20 protein-coding genes and 2 pseudogenes are annotated in these 25,649 nt (G+C 68.6%); 14 read left to right on the top strand and 8 right to left on the bottom strand.

What is annotated here, in order from left to right:
* Window positions 1-44: 44 nt before the first annotated feature.
* From FHX37_RS09060 to FHX37_RS08995, 13 genes and pseudogenes are all read left to right on the top strand, one after another.
* Complete coding sequence (locus FHX37_RS09060) at window positions 45-1,211, top strand: ROK family transcriptional regulator (protein WP_141923503.1); 1,167 nt, start codon at window positions 45-47, stop codon at window positions 1,209-1,211.
* Window positions 1,212-1,406: 195 nt separating this feature from the next.
* The gene (locus FHX37_RS09055) at window positions 1,407-2,510 is read left to right on the top strand and encodes a sugar ABC transporter substrate-binding protein (protein WP_141923502.1); all 1,104 of its coding nucleotides are present in this window, start codon (window positions 1,407-1,409) and stop codon (window positions 2,508-2,510) included.
* A gap of 79 nt (window positions 2,511-2,589) precedes the next feature.
* Window positions 2,590-3,375 (top strand): ATP-binding cassette domain-containing protein, encoded by a 786-nt coding sequence (locus tag FHX37_RS09050; protein WP_141923501.1) that lies wholly within the window; start codon window positions 2,590-2,592, stop codon window positions 3,373-3,375.
* Entirely contained in the window at window positions 3,375-4,637 is a 1,263-nt protein-coding gene (locus tag FHX37_RS09045) for a sugar ABC transporter permease (RefSeq protein WP_141923500.1), read from the top strand. Before FHX37_RS09050 ends, FHX37_RS09045 begins: the two co-directional genes overlap by 1 nt.
* Before the next feature lie 220 nt (window positions 4,638-4,857).
* A complete protein-coding gene (locus FHX37_RS09040) occupies window positions 4,858-5,598 on the top strand; it encodes a sulfite exporter TauE/SafE family protein (protein WP_141923499.1) in 741 nt (246 codons plus the stop codon).
* Between the two features lie 21 nt (window positions 5,599-5,619).
* The gene (mug, locus tag FHX37_RS09035) at window positions 5,620-6,207 is read left to right on the top strand and encodes a G/U mismatch-specific DNA glycosylase (RefSeq protein WP_141923498.1); all 588 of its coding nucleotides are present in this window, start codon (window positions 5,620-5,622) and stop codon (window positions 6,205-6,207) included.
* 111 nt (window positions 6,208-6,318) lie between these two features.
* Window positions 6,319-8,241 (top strand): 1-deoxy-D-xylulose-5-phosphate synthase, encoded by a 1,923-nt coding sequence (gene dxs / locus FHX37_RS09030; protein ID WP_141923497.1) that lies wholly within the window; start codon window positions 6,319-6,321, stop codon window positions 8,239-8,241.
* Window positions 8,242-8,375: 134 nt separating this feature from the next.
* Window positions 8,376-8,810 (top strand): IS630 family transposase, encoded by a 435-nt coding sequence (locus FHX37_RS09025; protein WP_170181534.1) that lies wholly within the window; start codon window positions 8,376-8,378, stop codon window positions 8,808-8,810.
* Window positions 8,783-9,448 (top strand): transposase, encoded by a 666-nt coding sequence (locus tag FHX37_RS09020; protein ID WP_246062210.1) that lies wholly within the window; start codon window positions 8,783-8,785, stop codon window positions 9,446-9,448. The genes FHX37_RS09025 and FHX37_RS09020 overlap by 28 nt, the downstream gene beginning before the upstream one ends.
* A gap of 82 nt (window positions 9,449-9,530) precedes the next feature.
* Window positions 9,531-9,935, top strand: a pseudogene (locus FHX37_RS09015) (helix-turn-helix domain-containing protein); the annotation flags it as partial.
* A 60-nt stretch (window positions 9,936-9,995) separates the two neighbouring features.
* On the top strand, window positions 9,996-10,283 hold the full coding sequence (locus tag FHX37_RS09010; RefSeq protein WP_141921957.1) for a transposase: 288 nt from the start codon (window positions 9,996-9,998) through the stop codon (window positions 10,281-10,283).
* Between the two features lie 5 nt (window positions 10,284-10,288).
* Window positions 10,289-11,777: pseudogene (locus tag FHX37_RS24070) on the top strand (IS3 family transposase).
* A gap of 197 nt (window positions 11,778-11,974) precedes the next feature.
* On the top strand, window positions 11,975-13,333 hold the full coding sequence (locus FHX37_RS08995) for an FAD-dependent oxidoreductase (RefSeq protein WP_141923494.1): 1,359 nt from the start codon (window positions 11,975-11,977) through the stop codon (window positions 13,331-13,333).
* A 9-nt stretch (window positions 13,334-13,342) separates the two neighbouring features.
* Here the strand turns inward: FHX37_RS08995 and FHX37_RS08990 are convergent, their stop codons facing one another.
* Both FHX37_RS08990 and FHX37_RS08985 read right to left on the bottom strand, forming a co-directional pair.
* The gene (locus FHX37_RS08990) at window positions 13,343-14,359 is read right to left on the bottom strand and encodes a neutral zinc metallopeptidase (protein ID WP_246062209.1); all 1,017 of its coding nucleotides are present in this window, start codon (window positions 14,357-14,359) and stop codon (window positions 13,343-13,345) included.
* Between the two features lie 120 nt (window positions 14,360-14,479).
* Complete coding sequence (locus FHX37_RS08985) at window positions 14,480-15,238, bottom strand: TetR/AcrR family transcriptional regulator (RefSeq protein WP_246062208.1); 759 nt, start codon at window positions 15,236-15,238, stop codon at window positions 14,480-14,482.
* A gap of 157 nt (window positions 15,239-15,395) precedes the next feature.
* Here FHX37_RS08985 and FHX37_RS08980 point away from each other — a divergent pair, with 157 nt between their 5' ends.
* On the top strand, window positions 15,396-17,537 hold the full coding sequence (locus FHX37_RS08980; protein WP_141923492.1) for an MMPL family transporter: 2,142 nt from the start codon (window positions 15,396-15,398) through the stop codon (window positions 17,535-17,537).
* A 67-nt stretch (window positions 17,538-17,604) separates the two neighbouring features.
* Here the strand turns inward: FHX37_RS08980 and FHX37_RS08975 are convergent, their stop codons facing one another.
* From FHX37_RS08975 to FHX37_RS08950, 6 genes are all read right to left on the bottom strand, one after another.
* Complete coding sequence (locus FHX37_RS08975) at window positions 17,605-18,159, bottom strand: STM3941 family protein (RefSeq protein ID WP_141923491.1); 555 nt, start codon at window positions 18,157-18,159, stop codon at window positions 17,605-17,607.
* A gap of 93 nt (window positions 18,160-18,252) precedes the next feature.
* The gene (locus tag FHX37_RS08970; RefSeq protein WP_141923490.1) at window positions 18,253-20,346 is read right to left on the bottom strand and encodes a 3-hydroxyacyl-CoA dehydrogenase NAD-binding domain-containing protein; all 2,094 of its coding nucleotides are present in this window, start codon (window positions 20,344-20,346) and stop codon (window positions 18,253-18,255) included.
* Window positions 20,343-21,545: a thiolase family protein gene (locus FHX37_RS08965; RefSeq protein WP_141923489.1), complete on the bottom strand. Its 1,203-nt coding sequence runs from the start codon at window positions 21,543-21,545 to the stop codon at window positions 20,343-20,345. The genes FHX37_RS08970 and FHX37_RS08965 overlap by 4 nt, the downstream gene beginning before the upstream one ends.
* Before the next feature lie 313 nt (window positions 21,546-21,858).
* Complete coding sequence (locus tag FHX37_RS08960) at window positions 21,859-22,731, bottom strand: tetratricopeptide repeat protein (RefSeq protein WP_141925141.1); 873 nt, start codon at window positions 22,729-22,731, stop codon at window positions 21,859-21,861.
* Between the two features lie 394 nt (window positions 22,732-23,125).
* On the bottom strand, window positions 23,126-24,394 hold the full coding sequence (locus FHX37_RS08955; protein ID WP_141923488.1) for an HRDC domain-containing protein: 1,269 nt from the start codon (window positions 24,392-24,394) through the stop codon (window positions 23,126-23,128).
* Window positions 24,395-24,613: 219 nt separating this feature from the next.
* On the bottom strand, window positions 24,614-25,195 hold the full coding sequence (locus FHX37_RS08950) for a DUF3000 domain-containing protein (RefSeq protein ID WP_141923487.1): 582 nt from the start codon (window positions 25,193-25,195) through the stop codon (window positions 24,614-24,616).
* Between the last annotated feature and the right edge of the window lie 454 nt (window positions 25,196-25,649).

Raw genomic sequence — 25,649 nt, 5'->3', positions numbered from 1 at the left:
GTTGGTAAGGCCGCGGACGTCGAGTGGGGTACCGAGGGGGAGTCGTGGGTGACGCTGGGGTGACACCGGGATCGCAGGCGGCCCTGCGGCAGGCCAACCAACAGCGGGTGGTCGAGGTGCTGCGCGAGTCGGGAACCCTCACCCAGGCGGAGATCGCGCGCAGTACGGGCCTGTCCGCGGCAAGCGTCTCCAACATCGTCCGGAACCTGCGCAGTACCGGTGCGGTCTCGGTCATCAGCACGTCCGCCAACGGGCGTCGGGCCCGGGCGATCACACTGGTGCGTTCCCCGAACGCCGTGCTGGCGATCGACTTCTCGTTCGTCACGCTCACCGTCGCTCTCGGGGACGGGCAGGGTGCGGTCCTGGCCCGGGAGTCGATCAGCTACGACGTAGCGGCCGACCCGGAGCGCAGTGTGCGGCGCGCGGTGTGGCTGGCGGAGACACTGCTGGCGCGGTCGAGGGTGGACCACGCGAGCGTGTCCCTGGTGTGTGCCTCCGTACCCGGCCCGGTCGCTCCGGACAGCGGGGAGGTCTCCCCGATAACGTGCATGCCGCGTTGGGCGGGGTTCCGCCCCGCCGCGTCGTTGTCCCACCGGCTCGGCCTGCCGGTGGTGGTGGAGAACGACGCCAACGTCTGCGCTCTGGCGGAGGTCTCGGTCGGGGCCGCGCGCGGTTCGCGCCACGTCGTCTACGTGCGGCTGGGTGAGGGCGTGGGCGCGGGGATCGTGATCGACGGGCACGTGTTCCGCGGGGTGGGGGGAACCGCCGGCGAGATCGGCCATATGGCGCTGGACTCTCGGGGGCAGGTGTGCCGGTGCGGTAACCGGGGGTGCCTGGAGACGCTGGTGGGAGCGCCGTACCTGCTGAGCATGGTGCCGTCCCAGGCGGGAACGGAGTCCCCCGCGGAGCTGGGCGCGTTGATCGCGGCCGCCCGGTCCGGTGACCCGGGATGCCAGCGGGTCGTGAGCGACGCGGGTACCGCCCTCGGACACGGTATGGGGGTGGTCGCGACCATGGTGAACCCTCAGGTGGTCGTGGTCGGCGGGGAGCTGGCCGAGGCGGGGGACCTGTTGCTGGAACCGATGCGGCGCGCCATGGAGCTGGGGACGCTCGGTAGCGCGTTGGGTGACCTGCGGGTCGTGGCGGGCGAGCTCGCCTCCGACGCCCCTCTGCGGGGGGCACTGCACATCGCCGCGGTTTCCGCTGGCTGAACTCCGGTGACACGAACGCTGTTCGGCTGTGACCTGCGTCTTTTTTGTTTTTAAGGATTGAATTCAATTCCTGTGATGTTTCGGTTATGTTTTCAAGTCTTGACGTTGCGAGTGTGACGAGTTTGACTTCACGGCACTGGTTTACCGGGTCTGATCCCCCTGGCCCGGAACATCGCGAAGAGGAGGTCGGTGCCGGTGAGTCGAGGAAGCACAGTCACGCGGGGCGCACTGGCCGTGGCAGCCTCCGGGGTACTGCTGGCTACCGGTTGTACGGCGGACGGCGGTGGCGACGTGAGCGTCGAGGAGGGTTTCAACGTCGGCCTGTTGCTGCCCGAGTCCAAGACCACGCGTTACGAGAAGTTCGACAAGCCCTACTTCGAGGAGGCGCTCGGCGAACTCTGCGAGAACTGCGAGCTCTCGTACCAGAACGCCGACCAGGAAATCGCCAAGCAGCAGTCGCAGGCCGAGGCGATGCTCACCGAGGGCGTGGACGTGCTGGTACTGGACGCTGTGGACTCCGAGTCGGCAGGCAGCATCGTCCAGGACGCCAAGAGCCAGGGTGTCCCGGTGGTCGCCTACGACCGGCTCGCTGAAGGCGGCGTGGACTACTACGTCTCCTTCGACAACGAGACCGTCGGAGAGGTGCAGGGCGAAGCGCTGCTGGAAGCCGTGGACGAGGAGGGGGCCGACGGCGAGATCGTCATGATCAACGGCGCCCCCACCGACCCCAACGCGGACTCGTACAAGACCGGGGCCCACAACGCCCTGGACGGTGAGGCGGAGATCGGCGCCGAGTACGACACCCCCGACTGGTCCCCGGACAAGGCGCAGGAACAGATGGAGGCCGCCATCTCCGACGTCGGACTGGACAACATCAGCGGGGTCTACTCCGCAAACGACGGGATGGCCGCCGGCGTCATCGCCGCGCTGAAGAGCGCCGGCGCGGAGGAGCTGCCCCCCGTCACGGGGCAGGACGCCGAACTCGCGGGGATCCAGCGCATCATCGCCGGTGAGCAGTACATGACGATCTACAAGAAGATCCGGCCCGAGGCGCGGACAGCGGCCGAGATGGCGGTCGCCGCGGCCACCGGCGAGGACTACGACGGAGGGGAGCGGGAACTGCGGGAGGTCACCGACGGTGGCGGTGAGGACGTCCCCGCGGTGCTCCTGGAGCCCGTCCCCATAACCAAGGGGCAGGTGCGCGAAACCGTCGTGGAGGACGGTTACTACACCGTCGAGGAGATCTGCACCGACGACTACTCCGACACCGAGTTCTGCCAGAACGCTGCGGACACGTGACCGGATTCCCTCCCGCGGCCCCGGGCCGCGGGAGGGAATCCGACGTTCAGCCAGACACAGGCGAGGCAGAGGAAAGCCAATGAGTACACCGGTCCTGGAGCTTTCCGGGATTACCAAGAGATTCGGTGCCGTCCAGGCGCTTGCCGGGGTGGACCTGCGGGTGGCCGCCGGAGAGGTCGTGGCGGTGCTGGGCGACAACGGCGCCGGCAAGTCCACGCTCGTGAAGGCGATCGCGGGCGTGGGGCCGGCGGACACGGGCAGCATCCTGTGGGAGGGCCAGGAGGTCAGCATCACCAAGCCCGGTGACGCGCAGCGGCTCGGGATCGCTACGATCTACCAGGACCTCGCGCTTTGCGACAATCTCGACATCGTGGGCAACCTGTTCCTCGGTGCTGAGCAGATGCGCCACGGGGTCCTGGACGAGCTGGAGATGGAGCGGCGCGCCAAGGAGCTCCTGGACTCGCTCGCGGTGAACGTCCCCAGTCTGCGGGTTCCCGCCGCGACACTGTCCGGAGGCCAGCGGCAGATCATCGCCATAGCGCGTTCCCTCCTGGGATCCCCCAAGGTCGTGATGCTGGACGAACCGACCGCGGCGCTCGGGGTGGCCCAGACCGCCCAGGTGCTCGACCTGATCGAACGCCTCCGCGACCAGGGGCACGCCATCATCCTGATCAGCCACAACATGGCCGACGTCCGGGCGGTCGCCGACCGTGCGGCCGTGCTGCGACTGGGGCGCAACGCGGGAGACTTCCGGGTCGAGGACACCGCCTACGAGGAGATCGTGGCGGCTATCACCGGCGCGGCGGACAATTCGGCCACCCTGCGTGCCGAGCACTCCTCGGCGGTGGGAACGGAGGAGGCGTGATGGCACAACAGACCCCTGTCGCCACAGGGCCGGACGACTCTCCGGCCACCGGGCCCGATCCGAGAATGATCGTCACCACCATCTCGCCCCGCGGGTTGATGGAGGCGGGAATGCGCCGCCTGCGCGGTGGTGAGCTGGGACCGCTGCCCGTGCTCGTCGGCCTGGTTGTTATCTGCGTGGTCTTCCAGACACTGAACGACCGCTTCCTCTCGCCACAGAACCTGTCCAACCTCACGGTGCAGATCGTCGGTATCGGGCTGATGTCGACCGGCGTGATCATGGTGCTGCTGCTCGGCGAGATCGACATATCGGTCGGGTCGGTCGCCGGTGTCTCCGGTGCGGTGCTGGCCGTCCTCGCCACAACACAGGGAGTGCCCGAATGGGCCGCCCTCGCCGGTGCCGTCGCCACCGGGGCCGCCATCGGGATCATCCACGGCACGATCTTCGCCAAGATCGGGGTTCCCGCGCTCGTCGTAACGCTGGCCGGGCTGATCGGTTGGCAGGGGGCACAGCTCTACCTGCTCGGTGACGAGGGCACCATCAACATCTCCTACGACGGTCTCATCGCGGGCCTGACCCAGACCTACTTCCCTCCCGCGGTCGGATGGGCCATCGCCTGCGCCGCGATCGTGTGGTACTTCACCGCCACGTACGCCGGCGAGCGGCGCCGCGCCTCCGCGGGACTCGCGGCCAAACCCACGGTGGAGGTGGTGGTCCGGACGGTCCTGCTGGCCGTTCCGGCCCTGGCCGCGGTGGCCGTACTCAACCAGTTCAAGGGCGTGCCCCTGGCTTTCCTCATCTTCGTGGGGTTCGTGGTCGCCTTCGACCTGATGCTGCGGAAAACCCGCTACGGGCGGATGGTCTTCGCCGTCGGCGGTAACGCGGAAGCGGCCCGCCGCGCGGGAATCAATGTCGACCTGATCCGGGTGTCGGTGTTCGGACTCGCCTCGGCCCTCTCCGGAATCGGCGGCATCATGCTGGTCTCCCGGTCCTTCTCCGCGAGCCAGGCGACCGCCGCGGGAGACGAGCTGATGATGGCGATAGCCGCGGCCGTGATCGGGGGCACCAGCCTGTTCGGAGGGCGCGGAAACTCCTACTCCGCACTGTTGGGTGGGCTGGTTCTCGGGGCGATCCAGTCGGGGCTGTACCTGTTGCAGATGGACGCCTCCGTGCGGTTCATGATCACGGCTGTCGTGCTGCTGATCGCTGTCGTGCTGGACGCCGTCTCGCGGCGGACCCGACGCGCCCACGCGCGAGGGTGACCGTCCGCTCCGGCCGTGTACCGCCGCCACTCCCGATCCGGTTCACGGCCGGACCGGGGCGTCCCGGGGCCCCTCCCTCCCCTCCCTCCGGGACGCCCCGGACGAGCCCGGGGAACCCGCTGTTTCCCGGACAGCGGAACGACAGTGCATCGGCATGGGAGGTTCCGATCACCCCACCTGTCGATACCCGTCCCTGGTGGGGGATGTAGCGTCGGTTCCAATGCCCTTATCCGCTGTCGCCCTTCCCGACATGTCGTTCTTCCTGATCGCCGGAACCGTGGTGCTGATCGGCGCGACGGTGCAGAGCAGCATCGGCCTCGGGCTGGGGCTCATCGCCGCTCCCGTGATCTCGTTCCTCGAACCGTCCCTCATGCCGGGAGCGATCCTGATCGCGACGGCGGTGCTTCCCCTGCTGTCCCTGCTCGCGGAACGACGCCACGTCGACTGGCGCGGCCTGGCCTGGGGGCTTCCCGGCCGCGTCCCCGGGTCCCTCACCGGAGCCTGGATCGTCGCCGTGCTGGACCCGGAGACCCTGGGGGCGGTGGTGGGATCGATGGTGCTGGTGGCGGTCGGGCTGAGCCTGTTGTCGGTACGGGTCCCCATCACGCCGGTCTCGTTGTTCAGCGCTGGAGCCGCGTCGGGAGTCACGGGAACCGCCACGTCGATCGGCGGCCCTCCGCTCGCGCTCCTCTACCAGAACGAGTCGGGGCCACGCGTACGCGCGACCCTCGCCGCGTTCTTCCTGTTCGGGGTGGGAATATCCCTGATCGTACTCACGGTGACCGGGCAGATGGGGCAACGGGAAGTATGGACCGGGGCGGTGCTCGTCCCCTGCGTCATCGCCGGTTTCCTCGCCGGGCGCCCGGTGCGGCGCGTGGTGGACGCCGGGATCCTGCGTGCCGCGCTGCTGGCGGTGGTCGCCGTGTCCGGCGTGGTACTGATCATGCGGTCACTGGGCTGAGAGGAGTATGCTGCGGTACCGATGGCGGGACCGACCAAGGACGAACTGACAGCCGCGCGTGGTGCCACGGTTGCCGATGTCATCGCGCCCGGGCTGCGACTCCTCTTCTGCGGCATCAACCCCGGGCTGTACTCCGGCCACACGGGCCTGCATTTCGCACGGCCCGGAAACCGGTTCTGGCCGTCCCTGCACCACGCCGGACTCACGCCGCGGCGCCTCGCCCCTTCGGAGCAGCACCTGCTTCCGCAGTGGGGCATGGGCATCACGAACCTGGTCTCCCGCGCCACCGGGCGCGCTGACGAGCTGTCGGCCCAGGAGCTGAGGGCCGGAGGACAGGAACTGGTCCAGCGGGTGACCGACCACCGGCCCGCCGCGCTCGCCGTGCTGGGTGTCACCGCCTACCGTCAGGCGTTCGGCCGCCCCCACGCGCGGGTGGGAGAGCAGGAGGAGACGGTTGGTGGCGTTCTGCTGTGGGTACTGCCGAACCCCAGCGGCCTGAACGCCCACTGGGACGTTCCCTCGATAGCTGCGGAGATGGCGACGTTGTGGAAGCGGGTCCCTCCAGCGAACGGGGCGGTCGCAGCTTCCGGTCCGTCTGGTCCGGGATAGATTCGGGGCAAAACCGTTCCCATCGGAACATAAACTCGAGGTGGTCCAGTGGCACCGCGGGGACACTGCGGCCGCTGGTATCACGATGCCGGACGAGGGGGCTGACACGAGGTGACGTTGCTCGAGTCGATACGCACACCGGAAGACGTGAAGAAGCTCGAACCCGAGCGGATCGAAACGCTGACCGGCGAGATCCGCGAGTTCCTCCTCTCCGCAGTCTCCCGTACCGGCGGCCACCTGGGTCCCAACCTCGGTGTGGTTGAGCTCACTGTCGCGCTGCACCGGGTGTTCGAGTCGCCCCGGGAACCCGTTCTCTTCGACACGGGGCACCAGTCCTACGTCCACAAGATCCTCACCGGACGGCGCGACTTCTCCGCGCTGCGCCGTCAGGGCGGCATGTCCGGCTACCCCTCCCGAGCCGAGTCGGAGCACGACTTCATCGAGAACTCCCACGCCTCCACGGTGCTGTCCTACGCGGACGGGCTGGCCAAGGCGCAGGACCTGCGGGGGGAGACCGGGAGCTGCGTCGCCGCGGTCATCGGAGACGGTGCCCTCACCGGCGGCATGGCGTGGGAGGCGCTGAACAACATAGCGGAGGGAAGGAACCGCCGGGTCGTCATCGTGGTCAACGACAACGGCCGCTCGTACTCCCCGACGATGGGCGGACTGGCGGACCACCTGGCGTCGTTGCGGATGACCCAGGGCTACGAACACGCCCTCGACCTCGCCAAGACCGCCCTGAACCACGCGCCGGTGGTGGGACAGCCGCTCTACGAGGCGCTGCACGGGGTGAAGAAGGGCTTGAAGGACGCCATACAGCCACAGATGATGTTCGAGGACCTGGGGCTGAAGTACGTGGGGCCCATCGACGGCCACGACGAACAGACGGTGGAGCGGGCCCTGCGCCGCGCCCGGGACTACGGTGGTCCGGTCATCGTGCACTGTCTGACCCAGAAGGGCAAGGGGTACGCTCCCGCCGAGAACCACACGGTCGACCAGTTCCACGGTCCGGGACCGTTCGACGTCGAGACGGGGGAGCAACAGGCGAAGCCGGGACTGAAGTGGACGAAGGTCTTCGGTGAGGAGATGGTCAAGCTCGGCGCGGAACGCTCCGACCTCGTCGCCATAACCGCCGCGATGATGCACCCCACGGGGCTCGCTCCGTTCGCGGAGGCCTATCCCGAACGCACCTACGACGTGGGAATCGCCGAACAGCACGCCACGACCTCGGCGACCGGCCTGGCCATGGGCGGACTGCATCCGGTGGTGGCGTTGTACTCCACCTTCCTGAACCGCTGCTTCGACCAGATCCTGATGGACACCGCCCTCCACCGTCAGGGGGTCACGTTCTGCCTGGACCGGTCAGGCGTCACGGGAGACGACGGTCCCAGCCACAACGGCATGTGGGACCTCTCCGTCCTGAACGTCGTTCCGGGGCTGCGGATGGCCGTGCCGCGGGACGCCACCCGTATGCGGCAACTGCTGCGTGAGGCGGTAGCGGTGGAGGACGCGCCCACCGTGCTGCGCTACCCCAAGACCGCGGTTCCCGAGGACATACCGACGCTCGAGAAGGTCGGGGACATGGACGTGCTGCGTCGCTCCCCGGACGAGGGCAACAGCCAGGACCTGCTGCTGGTGGCCGTGGGGTGGATGGCCGAGGTGTGCTGCGACGTCGCCGACCGGATGGCCGACCACGGCATCGGGGTCACCGTTGTCGACCCGCGCTGGGTGAAACCCGTTCCCGAGGAACTCGTCGCTGAGGCCGCCGGACACCGCGTGGCCGCGGTCGTCGAGGACAACGGCAAGGTGGGTGCCGTCGGCGACGCCGTGGCGCGTTCGCTGCGCGACGCGGAGATGGACATCCCGGTGCGTACCTTCGGTGTTCCCCAGGAGTTCCCGGAACACGGGAAACGGGAGTACCTGCTGGCGGAGATGGAACTGACCGCCCAGGACATCGCCCGTAAGCTCACCGAGACCGTGTCCCGCTACGCGGAACGCGAGTTGGAGAGCGACGAGTCGATGCGGAACTACTGAGGTTTTCGTTGGTTCTGTGGGTATGAGGTGTCAGATTGTGTGAGCATCGCGGCATGTCTCTCCCTTCTGGTACCGGAAACGCTCCTGAGGCTGTGCCGCCGTTGACTCGGCCGCAGTCGTGTGAGGCGCGGCGGATGCATGCCGTCGAGCTGTGGGAGCAGGGCTGCTCGCAGGCCGAGATCGCGCGCCGGCTCGGGGTGTCGGCCGAGAGTGTGCGCCGCTGGAAGCGGCGCTGGGAGCAGGGCGGGGCGGCCGCGTTGCGTCGCCGTCCCGCCCCAGGGGCCGCACCCAAGCTCACCCAGGCCCAGGTGGAGCACGTCCGCCGAGCGCTGGAGCAGGGAGCCCACGCCCACGGCTTCGACTCCGATCTGTGGACCGTGCGGCGGGTGGGCCACGTGGTCGAGCGCGTGTGCGGGGTGCAGATGTCGGCGGCCTCGGTGTGGCGGCTGCTGACCGCTCGGCTGGGCTGGAGCCTGCAGCGCCCGGTGCGCCGGGCCGCCGAGCGCGACGAGGCCGCCATCGCCCACTGGGTGGCCCACGAGTGGCCGCGCATCAAAAGGGGGCCCTAGAAAACCGGGCATGGATCGTCTTCTTCGACGAATCCGGCATCTCGCTGTTGCCCCAGGTGCGGCGCACCTACGCCCCCCGCGGACGCACCCCCGTGCTGGGCCACCGACTGAGCAACTGGAAACGCGCATCCATGGCCGCGGCCGTGGGCTATCACGCCGCCGATCCCGGCCGCGGCGCGCGACTGTGCTTCGACCTGCGTCCCGGCACCTACGACACCACCGCACTGATCGACGTGCTCACCCGCCTCAAAGACTTCTACACCGGCGAGCGCGTGGTGCTGATCTGGGATGGCCTGCCCGCCCACCGCAGCCGCGCCATGCGCGACTGGCTCGCCGAGCAGGACTGGCTGACTGTGGAACGCCTGCCCGCCTACGCCCCCGAGCTCAACCCCGTGGAGATGCTGTGGGCCAGCCTGAAGAACGCCGAACTGGCCAACCTCGCCGGCGAGTACCTCGCCGACACCGCCCACGCCGCCCGGGCCGGCATCACCCGCATCTGCAACGACGACCAGCTCGCCTGGTCCTTCCTCGCCCACACTGGCCTGACAATCCACCCCCGTCCTACAACCAACCAACCAACGAAAACCTCAGTAGGTGTACTGACCACAGAGGTTGAGTACAGCCCGGACTGGGCTTGACAACAAGAGAGGGCCTCCGACATAGGTGTGAATCGACCAAGACCAACACCTGAAGTAGGTCAGGAGGCCCTCCGTGCCCCACATTATCCATGCCAATGCCAAGCTCACCCCTACCTCGCGCTTGGAACTGGCCCGCTGCGTCATCGACCAGGGCTGGCCCCTGCGCCGGGCCGCCGAGCGCTTCCAGGTCGCGGTTCCCACCGCCCAACGATGGGCCGACCGCTACCGCACTCTGGGCCCGGCAGGCATGGCCGATGCCTCCAGCCGCCCGGGCCACTCACCGCGGCGCACCCCCACCCGGCGTGAGCGCCGCGTGGTCAAACTGCGCTGCACCCGGGCGTGGGGGCCGGCCCGCATCGCCGGGCACCTGGGCATGCACGCCTCGACCGTGCACCGGATCCTGACCCGCTACACATGCCCCCGCCTGGCCCACACCGACCGGGCCACCGGGCGGGCGGTGCGCCGCTACGAGCACGACCGCTGGGGTGCCTCGTGTTTTCCGGACAGAGTGCCAATACGATGGTTCTGAAAGGAAACGAGGGAAGCATTGGGCAAGGCAAACGCATATTCGCCGGAGTTCCGTGATGAAGCGGTGAAACATGTCATCGAGAGTCAACGCTCTATCAACCGGGTTGCCAACGAGCTCGGGATCAGCTCGGAAACACTACGGAACTGGGTGCGCAAATACAGGAAAGAAACTCCCGACGATGCACCGTCACTGGATACGACCGAGCGGGCCCGGCTGCGTGAACTGGAACGACTCAACCGCGAGAAGGACATGGAGATCGCTTTTTTGAAAAAAGCGGCCGCGTACTTCGCGAAGGATCGTCCGTAAGCGACATATACGAGTTCATCGAGACGATGCGGTTCGATGAACACGCGGAGTACGCTTTCCCCGTTGATTTCATGTGTGCATGCGTGAACGTCTCCCGGTCGGGTTACTACGAATGGCGGTCCCGGCCCGAATCCGCCACGTCTCAGCGCCGCCAACAGTTGCGGCTACTGATCCGCACCGCCGTAGACCACGCCGACGGCACCTACGGCCACCGGCGGATCCGCGCCCAGCTGCAACGCTGGGGCGTTGCGGTGGGAGTGGAGCTGGTGCGTCTGTTGATGGGCGAGATGGGGCTGCATCCCTGCCAACCCCGCCCCCGGCGCAGCTCGCTGACCACACCAGCGGATACCGGTGCGATCCCCGACCTCGTGGGCCGCGACTTCACCGCACCCATGCCCAGTGTGAAACTCGTCGGGGATATCACCTATATCCCGACATGGAGCGGGTGGGTGTATCTGGCCACCGTCATTGATTGCTGCACGAAAGAAGTGGTTGGTTATGCGATGGATGACAACTACCGGACTCCGCTGATCATCCGGGCTGTCGCTCATGCGACAGGCAAGGGAAAGGTTCGTGCGGGGGCGGTGTTCCATTCGGATCGGGGGAGTAATTACACGTCCCGGGAGTTCGGTGATTACCTTGCTTCGGTCGGGATGACACGGTCGGTGGGGCGAACCGGGATTTGTTTCGACAACGCGATGGCGGAATCATTTTTCGGGGTGTTGAAGAATGAGCGTGTGAACCAGATGGTGTATCCCACGCGAGAACGAGCACGACGGGACATTACACGATACATCGAGCACTGGTATAATCACAGGCGTCTTCATTCCGCACTGGGATACAACACTCCATCAGAGATCTATGCGGAACATGAGAAACAGCGCCTAGCTGCGTAAAATCACCGGCTCACTCCCTGTCCGGAATCAGCAAGGCCCCTCACGCCCCGGTCACCTGGTGCACGTGGACATCAAGAAACTCGGCAACATCCCCGACGGGGGCGGACACAAGGTGCTGGGCCGCACCCAGGGGCGCAAGAACCGCTCCCGGGACGGCTACAGCTACGTGCACAACGCCATCGACGACCACTCCCGGCTGGCCTACACCGAGGTCCTGGCCGACGAGAGGAAAGAGACCGCCACCGCCTTCTGGGAACGGGCCCGGGCCTTCTTCGCCTCAGCCGGCATCACCGTGCAGCGGGTGCTGACCGACAACGGGATGTGCTACCGGTCCCACGTGTGGCGGGACCTGCTGCGTGAGCAGGGTGTCAAGCACAAGCGCACCCGCCCGTACCGGCCCCAGACCAACGGCAAGGTAGAGCGCTTCAACCGGATCCTGAACGAGGAATGGGCCTACGCCCGCCCCTACCGTTCCGAAACCGAGCGGCGCCAAGCGTTGCAGGGATGGTTGCACCACTACAATCACCACCGGTTCCACACCGCGATCAGCGGCCCTCCCGCCTCCCGCGTCACCAACCTCTCAGGGCAGTACAACTAGGGCCTGTTCGCCGGCCGCCGTTCGTCGCGGCCGGCACGGTACCGGGGCGCCGTGCAGCAGGCAGGGCACGTGTCCGCCGGACGGTGCCTCTAACCCATCACGCCCGCTGAGTCGAGTCCCGCAGACGGGGACGGGTGTGGCCGATACCGGCCACCGCGTTCCCGTTGCGGATTGGCGCGGTACGGAACAATGGGGGTATGAACTCTTCCGAGGATCCCCTGCGGGTAGCGGTGATCGGGTCCGGTCCGGCAGGTATATACGCGGCGGATGCCCTCACCCGGCAGGACCGTCAGCATGTGGCCGTCGATGTCCTGGACCGCCTCCCGACCCCCTACGGCCTGGTGCGGTACGGCGTCGCCCCCGACCACACCAAGATCAAGGGTGTGGCGCGGGTACTGCGCGATGTTCTGGAACGCCCCGAGGTGCGTTTTGTCGGCGGAGTGGAGTTCGGCCGGCATGTCACCCGCCGCGAGCTGGGGCGCGCCTACGACGCCGTCGTGTACGCCACCGGTGCGAGTGTGGACCGCCGGATGGGGGTCCCCGGTGAGGACCTCCCGGGAAGCGTCGCCGCGACGGATTTCGTCAACTGGTACTGCGGTCATCCCGACTCGGAACTGGCATCGTTCCTGTTGGACGCTGAGGAGGTCGCGGTGGTGGGGGCGGGGAACGTCGCCCTCGACGTCGTCCGCATCCTCGCCAAGAGCGCCGAGGAACTGCGTGACACCGACATTCCCCAGCCGGCTCTGGACGTACTCGCTGACAGCAAGGTACGACGCATCCACCTGCTGGCCCGCCGAGGACCGGTCCAGGCGAAGTTCACCGCTCCGGAACTGCGCGGTGTCGGTGAGCTGGACAACGCCGACGTCGTCGTCGACCCCGACGAGGTCGACATCGACCCCAACGGTCCGGCCATGCGCGAGGCCGCCCGGGCGGCGCGTACCAACCTCACGTACCTGCGCGACTGGGCGCAACGCGTCCCCGCCGGGCTGCCGCGCAGCATCGAGTTCCGTTTCTGGCGCAGACCGGTCGCGGTCACCGGGGAGGACCGGGTCAGGGGACTGCGGGCCGAGGCGACCCGGTTGGACGCCGACGGCCGGGTCGTCGGGACCGGGGAGTACGAAACGTTCGATGTCGGCATGGTGTTCCGCTCCATCGGTTACGTGGGGGTTCCGCTTCCCGGGGTTCCGTTCGACAGCGACTCCCGGACCGTGCCGCATGCCGACGGGCGGGTCGTGGACGCCGAAGGGACGGTTCTTCCCGGCGAGTACGTCGCCGGTTGGATCAAACGCGGCGCCACCGGGGTGATCGGGACGAACAAGTCCGACGCCGCCGCCAGTGTGCGCAGTCTGTTGGACGATGCCGACGACCTGCGCGCGCGGCGCGGCGAGCGGGTTCCCGCTGATCAGGTCCTTCACGCGAGTGGGGCGACAGTGTCCACGTACCAGGACTGGCTGGCGATCGAGAGCGCCGAGCGGGACCGGGCCGCCGCGCTGGGTCGGGGGGAACGAGTGAAGCTGTTGGGGTGGGACGAGTTCTACACCGCCATGCGGCGTTGAGGGGCGGACTCAACGCACCCGGGACCGGTCGGCGTCGAACGTGTTGCATCCGTCCAGAGTTCCCCCGGCGGTTCCCTGTTCGAACCAGTACTGGCGGTTGGCCGCGCTCCCGTGCGTCTCCAGGTCGCTTCCGCCGTTGAGGAAACGGTTGATCTCCTCCAGCTCGGAGTCCTGGAAGGTCCCGAGCCGGCCCATGGCAGCTCCGCCCAGGCACTCGGCCTGGAGCTCGGTGCGGCGCAGCGTGTTCAGCGCTTCCTCCTCGGCTGGGGCGTCCTCCTCCATCTCGGCGGTTCGCTGCAGGATGCCCGTCGCGTGCTGGACGTGGTGACCGTACTCGTGGGCGAGCAACGCGCTCCACACCCCTTGCTGGTGCTCCTCGGGAACGTGCCGGGCGAGCTTGGCGACATTGGGGATGACGACGGTGATGCTGGGTTCCCGGTCCTTGTAGTAGGCCAACGTCATCCCCTCCTGGGGGGTGTCGTCCGGGATGTCGGAACTGGCCTTGAAGGACGGGGCGTCCTTGCGGATTCCGAGTTCCGACAGCCGGGGTTGCCACATGTCGTTGAGGCAGTCTCCGATGTCCTGGCTGAACGCCTCCCAGGAAGCGGACGAGGACGTGTCAACGCGGGGGAGGTCGCAGTCGTTCGGCTCCGGGGGGCTGGCCCCGTAGAGAGGATGCGCGGCGACGTCGACGTCCACCGCTGAGGGGGCGTCGTCCAGGCTCCGTTCGTAGTGGCGGGAGAGGTCGGGCGTTTCCTGCTTTCCCTCCGTGGCCGCGGGGTCGTCCGTGGCGTTGACGAGGATCGTGGCTCCGACGGCGAGGGCGGTGACAGCCGCGAAGGTCGCCCCTCCCGCCGCTACCGCGATGGTGGCGGTCGAACTCCCCCGCGCGGGCGGCGGGCCGTCCTGGCGCGGAGGAGGGGGAGGGGCCGCGGGGGGTGGACCCGCTGGTTGGGGCCCGGCAGGTCCGCAGGGGGGAGTCTGGGCCGTTCCGGGAGGCTGTCCGCCGGTCTGGGGGGTCTCCACTGGGGCGTTCCTTCTGTTGTGCTGCCTGTTGTGTTGCGCTTCGGGAATCGCGATAACCCACGTTATGTGGGGATACAGGGGCAGGGTAGTGGAAGCGGGAACGTCCGCCCGAAAGCGGTCTCACGGAGCGCGGTAGTCGACTCCCAGCTGGGTGAGCACGTTTTTCAGCTCGTACTCGAACAGGGGCTCCATGTCCTCCATGAGGGACGACATGTGATGGAAGGCTTCTATGGAGATCAGTCCGTAGAGTCGTATCCAGCACGAGGTGAGCACGCGCAGCGCTCCGTTGGAGACGTCGTCGGTGAAGCCGTTGTTGCGGGCGAACAGTTCCAGCTGGCGGCACAGCGCGGGGGAGAGCTCGGCCTCGTCTGGAACGGTGAACCGGTGCTCCTGGAGCAGCCGGTCGAACAGGGCGAAGAAGATCGCCGCGAAGCGTTGTCCCGCCTCGATCGCGGTGCCCGCTGCGGCGCGTTCCCGCTGCGGGCTGGGAGGGCCGAACAGGAACGCGAACTCCGCCTGGTTGCGCAGGGCCCATCGGCGGAACGCCCGGAGGGAGGCGAGGATGCGACCGTCGGTGTCATCCGCGGGCAGCGTCTCCTCGCAGGAGCGCACGTGGGCGGAGAGCTCGGCGAAGAAGTCGGCCTCGAGGCTCTCCAGCAGTTCCTCCAGGCTCGCGAAGTAACGGTAGAGAGCCGGGGCGGTCATACCCATCTCCCGGGCGATGGCGCGTAACGAGATACCAGCCGGTCCGTGCTCGGCGAGATGGTGGCGCGCGATGTCCTTGATCTCGCGCAGCGTGGCCTCACGCAGACGTTCGCGGCGAGAGGGGGGAGCCGCGTTCCCCCTGGTGTCCGGTTCCCGCGCTTCCTGGTGAACCACGCTCGTCCTTCCTGTCGGTGGGTGCGGTGCCGGGCTCCCGCCGGCACCCGTGGTTAATGCTGTCAGTTTCAGTGAACACTGTAAGCTAACATCGTTCACTGAATTTATTGGCATTAACACCACGCTAGCAGCGTCAGAAACGATCAAAGGCGGTCACATGTTCTCTGCGCTGGGACGATTCTCCCACCGCGGCCGAACCTGGATACTCGTCGCAACCGGGTTCTTCGTGGTCCTGGCCTCCCTCTGGGGCACCGGGATCTTCGACGCGGTGAGCGAGGGAGGTTTCGAGGACCCCGATGCCGAATCCACACGGGCGGGCGAGGTCATCGAGGACGAGCTGGGACACGACGCTGTGGACGTCACCGCGGTCTACCGCAGTGACGAACTGACCGTCGGGGACCGGGAGTTCGCCTCCGCGGTCCAGCGGACGGTCGACGACCTCCCCGACGACGTGGTGGCGGACACCACCACGTACTGGGACAACGGGATCGGCGAGCGGGAGCGTAGCGTCCTCGTCTCCGAGGACCGGGACGCCACCTACGTGGCCCTGACCCTCCACGGCGACTCCACGGCCGAACGGATGGACGGGCTCGCGGAGATCACCGGCGAACTCCGCTCCGAGGAGCTCGACACGCACGTCGGCGGGCCGGTCGCCGTCGAGCAGGAGCTCCAGGACAAGGCGGAGAGCGACGTCGTACGTGCCGAGCTGATCTCCCTGCCCCTTCTCCTCGTCCTCCTCGTCGTGATCTTCGGTGGCGTCGTGGCGGCCCTGCTGCCCCTGGCCGTGGGCGGGTTGGCGATTCTGGGGTCGCTGACGCTCCTGCGCGCGCTGACCCACGTCACCGACGTCTCGGTGTTCGCGATCAACGTCGCCACACTGCTCGGCCTGGGGCTGGCCATCGACTACGGCCTGTTCCTGGTCAGCCGTTTCCGGGAGGAGATGGCCAGGGGCGACGTAGCCCGGGCCCTGCCGCGCACCCTGGAAACGGCCGGACGCACCGTCGCCTTCTCCGGTGTCACCGTGATGATCGCCTTCGCGGGACTGCTGTTCTTCCCGCAACCGATCCTGCGCTCCATCGGTCTCGGCGGTATGGCCGTCGTCCTGTTCGACGTGCTGGCCGCGCTCCTCGTCCTGCCCGCCCTGCTGAGCATGGTCGGACGGCACGTCGACTCCCTGCGGCTCCCGGGGTCGCGGAACACCATCACGGGCGCGGCGGCGAACAGCAGCGGGGTGTGGAAACGGTTGGCGCACAGTGTCATGCAGCGACCGCTCCGGTACCTGATCACCGTGAGCTGTGTGCTGCTCGCGTTCGCCTCGGCGCTGCTGTCCACCGACATCGGTTCCACCGACCACCGCTACCTGCCCCACGGCTCCGAGAGCCGCACCGCTGCCGACATCCTGGAAACGGACTTTCCCAACGGCGGGAACGGACAGCTGGAGGTCGCGGTCACCGGCGAGGTTGCCCAACCGGAGCTCGCCGCCTACACACAGCGCCTGGCAGAGCTGGAGGGCGCGACCGGAGCCACGGTCCAGCGCGCCGGCGACACCACCGCCCACCTGTCCGTCACCTACGAGGGCGACCCCGACGACGCCGACACCAGCCGACTGGTGAACGACGTGCGAGGGGAACCCGGGCCGGACAGCGCGGAACGCGTGCTCGTCGGAGGGCCCGCGGCGCAGCACGTCGACAACGTCGACGCGATCATGGAGGCCGTCCCCTGGACACTGCTGTTCGTGATCGCGGTGACCACCGTGCTGCTCTTCCTGGCGTTCGGCTCCATCGTGCTCCCCCTCAAGGCGGTGGCGATGGGTTTCCTGTCCCTGGGCGCCTCCCTCGGCGCGGTCATCTGGGGGTTCCAGGAGGGGCACCTCGCGTCGCTGCTCGGGTTCGACGCGGTCGGAACCATCGATCCGACCTACCTGGTGCTGATCCTGATCGTTGCCTTCGGCCTGGCGATGGACTACGAACTGTTCCTGCTCAGCCGGGTGCGGGAAGAGTACACGGCCAGCGGGGACAACCCGCGTTCGGTCGCTGTGGGCCTGCAACGCACGGGACGGATCATCACCAGCGCCGCGCTGCTGCTGGTGGTGGTTCTGGCGGCGATGGGGGCCTCGGACCTGCTGTTCCTCAAGATCATCGGAATCGGGCTGGCGACGGCGGTGGTCGTGGACGCGACCCTGGTGCGCGCCGTGCTCGTCCCGGCGACCATGCGGCTGCTGGGCGGTGCCAACTGGTGGCTTCCCCGCGGGCTGCGGCTGGTGCACGACCGGATCGGTGTCAACGAGTCCGAACAGTGAACTCCGCGCGCGGGCGTGTGGAGGACTGCGGCGACCGCGCCTCCGCGCGCCCGCGCCTCCGGTCGGACTACGGCTCCGACCAGGGAGCCCGTTGCTCCTCGAACGGCATGTCCGGGCGGTGGCGGCGAACCTCGGCGATGACGTCCGCAACCGTGTGGTCCCAGCTCTCCCGGATACGTACGGCGTGGTGCGGTTGCCACGGTCCGGGGGTCTGCGGCGGTTGGTCGGCCTCGCCGCGCGGGACGAAGTCGAGATAGCGCAACGCGGTGGGAGCCCCGCGGTACGGGACCAACTGGCTGCACACCCGCACAGCGGCGATGTCCTCCCACCGGAGGAAAACGTCGCCGCTGGAGGGCCGTGGCCACGGTGCGACCAGCCGGACCCCCGCCTCGTCCAGGACGAGCACGGGACGGCGGGACAGCATCCGCGAGGCCGCGAGCAGCCCGCCGCCACCGAACAGGACGAGCGCCACGACCCCGATAGCGGTGTCGGTGGAACCGTCCCGGAGCGCCAGGGCCGCGCCGGCGCCGGCGAAGATCGTACAGGCAGCGGCCAGCCAGGTCCCCTCCCAGGTCACTCGCACCCGGTTGGCGACGGTGAAGGGCTCCGCGGTGTTGCGCATACCCGGTTTATTGCCAGCCCCGGCCCGGCGCACCCATCGCGCGACGGGAAAGGACACGTCCGGACCGGGGCTGGTTCGGCCGCTGGAAGCGGTTCACACGGCCTTCGGGCCGTCCGGGTGGAACAGGACCCCGTTGACCTTGGTGGAAACCCCGGAGCTGTCCAGGTACGGGGTGATGCCGCCCAGGTGGAACGGCCAGCCCGCACCAGTGATCAGGCACAGGTCGATGTCGGCGGGTTCGGCGACGACCCCTTCGTCGAGCATGATCCGGATCTCGCGCGCCAGAGCCTGCAGGGCGCGCTCGAGGATCTGCTCCTCGCTGGAGGGGGAGCCCCCACCGGAGAACATCTCCCGAACCTCGGGGTCGATCTGGAGGTCCGAACCGAAGATCTCGGTCTTACCGGACTCCACGAGCTTGCGGTGGTTCTCGGAGACACCGAACCGGTCCGGGAAGGCGGCGTTGAGCGTCTCGGAGACATGCAGCCCCACCGCCGGGCCGACGAGCTGGAGCAGCATCAGCGGGGACATGGGCAGCCCCAGTGGAGCCACGGCGCGATCGGCGACCTCGGGTTCGGTACCCTCCTCGACGGCACCCAGCACCTCACCCATGAACAGGGTGAGCAACCGGTTCACCACGAAGGCCGGGGCGTCCTTGCACAGCACGGCGGTCTTCTTCAGGGTCTTGGCCGTGGCGAACGCCGTCGCCAGCGTGGCGTCGTCGGTCTTCTCCCCGCGCACGATCTCCAGCAGCGGCAGGACCGCCACCGGGTTGAAGAAGTGGAACCCGACCACGCGCTCGGGGTGCTGCAGCTCGCTGGCCATGTCGGTGACCGACAGCGATGAGGTGTTGGTGGCCAGGACCGCCTCCGGCGAGACGACGGCCTCCACCTCGGCGAACACCTGCTGCTTGATGTCGGTGCGCTCGAAGACCGCCTCGATGACGAAGTCGGCGTCGGAGAACGCGTCCTTGGTCAACGAGCCGCTCACCAGGCTCTTGAGCCGGTTGGCCTTGTCGGCGGAGACGCGTCCCTTACCGAGGAGCTTGTCGATCTCCTCGTGCACGTAGTTGACGCCCTTGTCCAGACGGTCCTGGTCCAGGTCGGTCAGTACGACCGGCACCTCGAGGCGGCGGGCGAACAGCAGGGCGAGCTGGCCGGCCATGAGGCCGGCGCCGACGACCCCGACCTTGGTGACGGGGCGGGCCAGCGACTTGTCGGGAGCGCCGGCGGGCTTACGGGCCCGCTTCTGCGTCAGGTCGAAAGCGTACAGGCCCGCCTTCAGCTCGTCACTGAGGATGAGGTCGGCCAGCGCCTTGTCCTCGGCGGCGAACGCCGTGTCCCGGTCGCGGTGCTTGGCCTCGGCGACGAGGTCCAGCGCCCGCACGGGCGCCGGGGCGGCTCCGCGCAGCTTCCCCTCCACCTGGAAGCGGGCGTTGGCCACGGCCTGGTCCCAGGCCTCACCCCGGTCCACCTGGGGGCGCTCGACGCTGGTCTCGCCCGTGATGACCCGGGACGCCCACCGCAGCGACTCCTCGACGAAGTCGGCCGGCTCGAACATCGCGTCCGCGATGCCCATCTCCCGTACCTGGGGCCCCTTGATCGTCTTGTTCTGGGCGAGCGGGTTGTCGATGATCAGCTTGAGCGCCTGCTCCGCACCGATGAGGTTGGGAAGCAGGTAGGTGCCGCCCCACCCGGGAACCAGGCCGAGGAAGGCCTCGGGGAGCGCGAACGCGGGTACCCCGGAGGAGACGGTCCGGTAGGAGCAGTGCAGCGCCACCTCGACGCCGCCGCCCATGGCCGCCCCGTTGATGAAGGCGAAGGTGGGGACGGAGAGCTCACCGAGTTTGCGGAAGACGTCGTGGCCCAGTTTCCCGATGGCCGTCCCCTGCTCGTGGTTCTGCACCCGGGGGACACCGGTGAGGTCGGCGCCGACCGCGAAGATGAACGGTTTGCCGGTGACAGCGATCGCGGCGATGTCGGTGCGCGCGGCGGCCGCGTCGATGGCCTCGCCCAGGCTCACCAGGCCGGCGGGGCCGAAGGTGTTGGGCTTGTTGTGGTCGTGCCCGTTGTCCAGGGTGATCAGGACAGCTGTGCCCGCGCCGTACGGGAGCTCGACGTCACGCGAGAGCGCGTGGGTGACGACCTCGTCGGCGAACAGCTCGCGGGCTTCCTCGATCGCGCTGCTCACTTGGTGTTTCCTTCCCAGTTCGTGTTCTCCCAGAGCACGGTTCCGCCCATGCCCATGCCCACGCACATGGTGGTGACGCCGTAACGGACGTCGGGCCGCTCGGCGAAGAGGCGGGCGAGCTGCATCATGAGTCGCACGCCGGAGGAGGCCAGCGGGTGTCCCAGAGCGATGGCGCCGCCCCACGGATTGACCCGGGCGTCGTCGTCGGCGATGCCGAAGTGCTCCAGGAAGGCCAGCACCTGCACGGCGAACGCTTCGTTGATCTCGATCAGGCCGATGTCGTCCATGGACATGCCCTGGCGCTGGAGGAGCTTCTCCGTCGCCGGAACCGGCCCGGCACCCATGACCTCGGGCTCCACACCGGCGAAGGAGAAGTCCACCAGCCGCATCCCGGCGTTCAGCCCCATGTCGGCGGCGACGTCCTCGGCTGCGATGATCGCGCCGGTGGCACCGTCGTTCAGACCGGCGGCGTTACCCGGGGTGACGTTGCCGTGGGAACGGAACGGCGTCTTCAGCTCCGCCAGGGACTCCATGGTGGTGTTGGCCCGCGGCGGCTCGTCCTGGGTAGCCAGGCCGTAGCCCTCCTCCGTGGAGCGGACGAGCATCTCGACGAGGTCGGGCTGGAGCTTCCCCTCGGCGTAGGCCTTGGCGACCTTCTCCTGGCTGCGTACGGCGTAGGCGTCGGCGCGTTCCTTGGTGATGCTGGGGAAGCGGTCGTGGAGGTTCTCCGCGGTGTTGCCCATGACCAGAGCGGAGGTGTCCACGAGTTTCTCGGAGAGGAAACGCGGGTTCGGATCGACCCCCTCGCCCATGGGGTGGCGGCCCATGTGCTCCACGCCTCCGGCGATGGCGACGTCGTAGGCCCCGAAGGAGATGCCGGCGCCGCTGGTGGTGACGGCGGTCATCGCTCCGGCGCACATACGGTCGATGGCGTAGCCGGGAACGCTGCGGGGCAGGCCGGCGAGGATGCCGGCGCTGCGACCGATGGTGAGCCCCTGGTCACCGATCTGGGTCGTGGCGGCGATGGCGACCTCGTCGATGCGCTCCGGCGGGAGGTCGGGGTTGCGCCGTAGCAGTTCGCGGATGACACGGACGACGAGGTCGTCGGCGCGGGTCTCGGCATAGAGGCCCTTGCCGGCCTTGCCGAACGGAGTCCGTGCTCCGTCGACAAACACGACATCGCGGGCGGTTCGCGGCACGATCGCCCCTCCTTACTCATGCGGGTGGATCAGTTGGTGCCCTCATGCTACTGGTCAGTAACCAATGGTGCGAGCGCTACCGGGAACCTGTGTCGGATCCTGGGGCGCAAGGGGGCGCAACAGCGGATGAAGCCCGCGAACCAGGGCCCGCCGGCGCTTCCGGTGGGGCGTACGTGCTGGTTGCGGGGCGCCGTACGACACGGCACCCCGAGGGGGTCTCCGCGGGGAAGGGAGGGGCTGCGGTAGCAGTGGCACGGGGCCGCTCCGGCGGCACCGTGCCGGGAGCGCGGACTACCGAAAGGGGGTGTCCGGCTCAGAACAGGTTCGCGGCTTCGCGGTGCCGGCCCGCGGCGCTGAGGGCCCCGGCAAGGTCACGACGGATCTTCAGCGTGAGCATCCGGATCTCGGGGTCCCCGGAGGCCCCGATGCCGTTGCGGTACGCCGAGCCGAGCGTGTCGATCGCTTCCCCGCTGCGGCCCGCCTGGTTGTAGGCACGGCCGAGTCGGTGCTGGATCACGAGCGTGTCGTGCTGTTTGCTCCCGAGCCTGCGGGTCCGCTGCGCGTGGACGATCCGCAGCTGCTGGATGGTGTCGTCGTGTCGGCCCACGGCTCCGAAGGCGACGCTGAGCCCGATCCGTAGGTCCTCCCGCTCCTCGGGCACGGCGGAGTCCTCGATAGCCCGCTCGAAATGGGCGATGGCGGCCGAGTAACGCCCGCTCTTGCGGTAGCAGACCGCGAGCCGGGCACGTGCGGCCACCGTGTCCGCGGAGACCGGGCCGAGGCGCCGGTCACGGTGGTTGAGCAGCGTCTCCCACTGGTACGCGGCCTCGGCGGGCCTGCTGGCGTCCTCGTAAGACCAGGCGAGGTTCTCCCGGATCACGTCGGTCTGCGGATGGTCCTCGCCAAAGACCCGGCTGGCCTCGGCCAGCGCCTGTTCGAACTGGGAGACAGCCGCGTCGCGCCGTCCGATCTGCGCGTACTTGCCGGCGAGGTTGTTGCGGGCGGTGATGGTGCGCGAGTCGTCGTGACCCAGTTGTTCTATGTGCTCGTTCAGCGTCCGTTCCAGTGATGCGGCCCGCATCGCCGGGGTCTGCCCGGGGCCCGCTTCGGTGGACGGTGCGCGGGAGGAGGGAGAACTCGCCGTCGGGAATCCACTCTTGCGCAGCAAAGTACGCCACATCGACATCAGACTCACCACCCTTCCGCGCGCCGGGGACCCTGGGAACTTTCCACCACGCAACAACAACAGCACGATTCCATAACTTAATCCGTGACGCTCACACTAGGGAGCCGTGCAGTGGTGATAAAACTGTGAAATCAGTCACTTGTCCGTTTTGCGGGTGGAACAAAGGTCTGGACGCGGTGGTGGAGAGCACCGGAGAGTCCTGGTCAGGCCGGTTCGGCGGGCACCGCTCCCGGCGCGTTGCGCCGCCCGCGCCGCCGCGCCGGAACGGGCGGCACGGGGACGGAGCCGCTCCTCCGCCAACCGAGGGGAACACGGCCGGCGCGGTGCCCGGACGCGCCGGAGAACAACGAGCTCTGGTCCCTGTCCGGCGGACGCCGCTCGCGACGAACAGAGCCTAGTTCCCCGGTCCCCCCAACACGCCCGTGAGCTCCCCAGCGGTCAGCGATATCTGCCACTCGCGCGCGTTGTTCCTCCGGAGGTGCTCGCTCACCGTGGTGACGTCGATCGTCTCCGGCGGTGTCCAGCACAGCCGCCGCACCGCGTCGGGCGGGAGAAGGTTCTCCGCGGGCATCGTGACCTGCTCGGCGAGAGCGCGCACCCGTGCCCGCGCGGACTCCAACCGTTGGGCGGCGGCCGGGTCGCGGTCCGCCCACCGGTTCGTCGGCGGAGGGCCGTCGCCCGGTGTTCCGGGACGGGGAAGGTCCGCGTCCGGCATGTCCCGCACCCGGTTGACCGCCCTGAGCCACGAGGGGACATACCGTCGCGCCAACCGGACGCCGAACGGTTTGATCGCGACGAGCTGCCGCTCCGTGCGCGGCATGGCTATGGCGGCCTCGACGAGACCGGAGTCCGGAACGACCCGGCCAGGGGCCACATCGCGCTCCTGAGCGATGCGGTCCCGCTCCTGCCACAGTTCCCGAACCGCTCCCAGTGCCCGCTGGTTGCGCACCCGGTGGATGCCGGAGGTGCGACGCCACGGTTCGGTCCGGGGCTCCTTGGGCGGGGCGGACAGCACCGCGGCGAACTCCTCCCGGGCCCACCCCAGCTTGCCCGCGGCCGACAACTCCTCGTGGAGAGCGTCACGCAGTTCGGTCAGGACCTCCACGTCCAGCGCCGCGTAGGCCAGCCACTCCTCGGGAAGCGGGCGCACGGACCAGTCCACGGCGGAGTGCTCCTTCGCCAGCCGCACACCGAGGAAGCGCTCGACCATCGTCCCCAGACCGACCCGCTGGTAGCCGAGAAGCCGTCCAGCGAGTTCGGTGTCGAACAGCGTCCTGGGACGCAACGACAGCTCGTCGAGACAGGGCAGGTCCTGATGGGCCGCGTGGAGCACCATCTCCGCGTCCGACAGGGCCGCGTCGAGCTCACTCAGGTCGGGGCAGGCGACCGGGTCCACCAGAGCCGATCCCGCGCCGGAGCGACGCAACTGCACGAGGTACGCGCGTTGGCTGTAACGGTATCCGGAAGCGCGTTCGGCATCCACGGCGACCGGTCCCTGACCACGTGCGAAATCCGCGACAACCCGAGAGAGCTGATCCGCCGTTTCGACGACGGACGGTACCCCGCCACGGGGCTCCTCCAGCAACGGGGCCCGGTTCCCTTCCTCGGACCCGTCCGGTTCCGGCTCGGGAGAGCCTGTTTTGGAATTCAGCACATTCGCCACAGCACTACGGTATGTGCTTCCGCCGGCGGAGTGGTTACGGTGGTCCCGACCAAGCCCGTCCGGCAGGCGCTCGTCCCCTCGCGCGGGGCCCAGCGCCGTCCGGCCGCCTGCCCGTCAGTCGACACAGACCCCCGCCCCCCGCCTTGCCTTCGTTCTCGGCCTTGCCAACGCGGTACCGGCCGGCGCCGCTCGTGACGAGCAGCGCCGGCCGGACCGGACCTAACTGTCGGAACTCGGACGGCGCTGCGTGATGTCGGTGACGTTGACCGGGGGGAGGCCGGCGGCGGAGGCCAACAGCTCCAACCAGGTCGCCATGTGCCCGGAGAGGTCGTCACCGGACGGGGACCACGACGCGCGCAGTTCTACCTCCGTGGTCGTGGGATCCTCGGCCTTGGCGGCGAATCCCTCGGTCGTGGCCCGCGTGACCGTTCCACTCAGCCCCTGGTGCTGGGGAGCGCAGGAGGCGAGCGCGTCGGTCAGCCAGCTCCAGGCGACCTGACCCAGCAGGGGGTCGGTGGCGATCTCCGATTCCATGTCCGCGCTCATGTAGGAGACAACACGGAAAGGACTCGGCCACTCGCGCGTGTTGTCCGGGTCGTAGAGCACGATCAGCCGACCGAACGCCACGTCCTCCTGGTGGAGCCACACACGCGCTGACATCGCGACAGCGTACGGGGCAAGGCGTTGGGGCGCGGGAATGTCCTCGACACTGATCTCGGGACGCGCGACGGGAACGTGCAAACTCTCGACCGCTCGGCGGAACTCGGGCGGCGCGTCATCGACCCTACCGGCAGGGGGCATGATGGGAATGTCAGCCTTCATGTGGTGTCTCGTACGTCATGGATGGCGGGCGCAGCGTCGACCGTCTGGGAACCGGCACACGCGCCCGCTACCCGCCGCAGTGGCCGAGGCTTACCGGAGTGCGGCGGCGGGCACCCCATGACGGTGGCACGAGCCGTGTGGCAGAGCGCAGAGTTTCCCCGGCGTGTCGGTGTTTTGTAATGATCTCGGGATCGTGGGCGCGACGAACTCGTTACAGCCGCGGCGCCGACGCGGAGCGTGACCCGGCCGCCGCGTGCGGACCGCGAACCCGGACCGGCCCGGACACGGCACACGACACTCTCGGGCGCCGCTCCCTCCCGGTGTGTTCCGCCCGTCGGCTCGCGCCGCGCGGCCGGAACACACGGTCCCCGTCCTACGGGTAGGTGGCCGGGGCGTCGGCCGCGCGGCCGTGCGGTGCGGGTATGCCGACCGG

The sequence above is a fragment of the Haloactinospora alba genome, from assembly GCF_006717075.1.
GTDB lineage: Bacteria > Actinomycetota > Actinomycetes > Streptosporangiales > Streptosporangiaceae > Haloactinospora > Haloactinospora alba.
Note: the sequence above shows the minus strand (reverse complement) of the source record. Positions and strands in the feature narration are given on the sequence as shown.

Excerpts from the sequence above, each read along its gene's own strand:
- FHX37_RS09025 (WP_170181534.1), top strand. The coding sequence starts at position 8,376 with ATGCATGCCGTCGAGCTGTGGGAGCAGGGCTGCTCGCAGGCCGAGATC.
- FHX37_RS08950 (WP_141923487.1), bottom strand. The coding sequence starts at position 25,195 with ATGCCCCCTGCCGGTAGGGTCGATGACGCGCCGCCCGAGTTCCGCCGA.
- FHX37_RS08995 (WP_141923494.1), top strand. The coding sequence starts at position 11,975 with ATGAACTCTTCCGAGGATCCCCTGCGGGTAGCGGTGATCGGGTCCGGT.
- FHX37_RS08980 (WP_141923492.1), top strand. The coding sequence starts at position 15,396 with ATGTTCTCTGCGCTGGGACGATTCTCCCACCGCGGCCGAACCTGGATA.
- FHX37_RS09045 (WP_141923500.1), top strand. The coding sequence starts at position 3,375 with ATGGCACAACAGACCCCTGTCGCCACAGGGCCGGACGACTCTCCGGCC.
- mug (WP_141923498.1), top strand. The coding sequence starts at position 5,620 with ATGGCGGGACCGACCAAGGACGAACTGACAGCCGCGCGTGGTGCCACG.
- FHX37_RS09040 (WP_141923499.1), top strand. The coding sequence starts at position 4,858 with ATGCCCTTATCCGCTGTCGCCCTTCCCGACATGTCGTTCTTCCTGATC.
- FHX37_RS08960 (WP_141925141.1), bottom strand. The coding sequence starts at position 22,731 with ATGTCGATGTGGCGTACTTTGCTGCGCAAGAGTGGATTCCCGACGGCG.
- FHX37_RS09050 (WP_141923501.1), top strand. The coding sequence starts at position 2,590 with ATGAGTACACCGGTCCTGGAGCTTTCCGGGATTACCAAGAGATTCGGT.
- FHX37_RS08975 (WP_141923491.1), bottom strand. The coding sequence starts at position 18,159 with ATGCGCAACACCGCGGAGCCCTTCACCGTCGCCAACCGGGTGCGAGTG.